Source organism: Stakelama pacifica, assembly GCF_004361835.1.
Lineage (GTDB): Bacteria > Pseudomonadota > Alphaproteobacteria > Sphingomonadales > Sphingomonadaceae > Sphingomonas > Sphingomonas pacifica.
The window spans coordinates 1-1,751 of the sequence record NZ_SNWD01000029.1; the positions used below are offsets into that span (position 1 = coordinate 1).

Consider the following 1,751-nt stretch of genomic DNA (forward strand, 5'->3'; position numbering starts at 1 on the left):
CTCGCTGAACCTCGATCGCTTCATTCGTCCGTCTCCTTGTCGAAGGCCGGACTCTACCTATCAATGGAGGAAATCTAGGGGCTCAGACCAGCAGCGATGCAGCATGAAACGTCCTTCCCAAGCGACTCAGGGGACCGGTCTTATATGCAGGAATGGGGTGTGTAGGACAGCCTTTTCGTAGCGAAACAACGATCCGCCACAGGGCGGAAAGTTACATAACCTCTCGAAAGGCAATCCTTGTTCTTCGCGATAGCTTGGTGCTAACAATCGACAGACTTAGCTTTGATTTAGTCGCGGACCCCAAGCCATTTATGATTGCTTGAGATAAATCACAGAAGCGATTTACGTCATCGCACAAGACCAAATACGGGCCTGTTACTTTTTCACGCATGAATATGCAGCGGAACAGTTTCTGCCACACTGACTGTCGTTTTTGGTCTAAAAACGGCAATCCACGCGGTAGCATTCCTTGCACATCTACATATTGAGCTGAGTAACGCTCAAAAATACGAAAGGCGTGCATTCGGCCGCCGGCAATAACATCGAATCTTGCATTTTTTCTAAAATCAAAAATCCAAGAAGGTGATGTGAATGCCACGATCTCCTCCAAGTCCGAAAATTTAAACTCGGAAACGTCCGTCAAAATGACATTGTGAGGGATCGATAAAGGCAAATTATACTGGAGTCTGAGCGGAGACGTAGCGTCTACGACACTTTGGGCTCTGTCATATACGAGCCGAAGCCTTGGTGACTTCTTATTCACAACTACGACTGATTCTGCACGGCTAATGTGGCCTCGATTTGGGTGTAGCTTGCTTGTAAAATTTGAGGGACTGAATCACCTTCTGGTCCCGGAATGTTATCCAGCATATCTCCGGTTTCGCCGTTCTTCAAATCCCGATCTTTCAAAAACGCCCTGCGGTAGAGCCTCGGGGCCACACCCTTAAACGGGCGAAAAAGCACTTGCGGCGATCGTCCTTTTCGCTTCTCTTCCGGGAGACTCGAGAAAGTACTAGGGGGAAACCATTCAACAGCGCTGTCGGTGATAGAATCCCCGTGTAAAGGTAAGGCCTTACTTTTTAGATAAGGTTCTATGAATTGAACTTCGTCGACACCAGCGGCTACAATATGCCTAGCGCAGTTATGGCAAGGGTAAGTGGTCACGTAGAGTCGCGAACCTATTGTTGAAACTCCTTCTCTGGCTGCCGATAAAAGAGCGTCCATTTCCGCGTGTACTGCTCTACTGAACTCTATAAGCTGGCCTAATCTGGTTCGTCTAATTTTAGATCTTAGCTGCTCGTTTTCTTCCTTTGGAAGTTCGTCAATTGAATCGATCAGCTCGTCAATTATCGAATTTTGCTCACGAGTATTGCTGCAGTGCCTTTTATGAATATGACATCGATGGTCTTGGCTGGGTTCTGGATCGTTATCTGAAAATCCTTCGAAGGCTCCCCCATAAACGCCCCCTCCAGCGCGCGGCACTTCATTTGTGCCGGTGGCCAGAATATTGCCTTTCTGATCAAGGAGTGCGGCACCGACCTGTCGCGAAAGACAAGAACTCCTCATTCGGGCCCCGTGTGCATGGTACATAGCGGTTTCATTAGGCCTAGGACGAATGATTTTCTTATAAGCAATAATATCTACGAGACGGGCCAAGTGGCAATTATATACTTTAATTAGCGAGGTGAGCCATGCTGCACGATCGGAAGCAGACCGACCTTGGCCCTGTTAATGGGCTAGACTTGGGGTTT

2 protein-coding genes are annotated in these 1,751 nt (G+C 48.1%); both read right to left on the reverse strand.

Going from position 1 to position 1,751, the window contains the following annotated elements; genetic code table 11:
• Positions 1-211: 211 nt before the first annotated feature.
• Complete coding sequence (locus tag EV664_RS19085; RefSeq protein WP_133497236.1) at positions 212-598, reverse strand: hypothetical protein; 387 nt, start codon at positions 596-598, stop codon at positions 212-214.
• A gap of 167 nt (positions 599-765) precedes the next feature.
• Positions 766-1,590: a deaminase gene (locus tag EV664_RS19090; RefSeq protein WP_211338536.1), complete on the reverse strand. Its 825-nt coding sequence runs from the start codon at positions 1,588-1,590 to the stop codon at positions 766-768.
• Positions 1,591-1,751 lie beyond the last annotated feature (161 nt).

Bases quoted from the DNA above. Each gene is read 5' to 3' on its own strand.
- EV664_RS19090 (WP_211338536.1), bottom strand. From the start codon at position 1,590: ATGTACCATGCACACGGGGCCCGAATGAGGAGTTCTTGTCTTTCGCGA.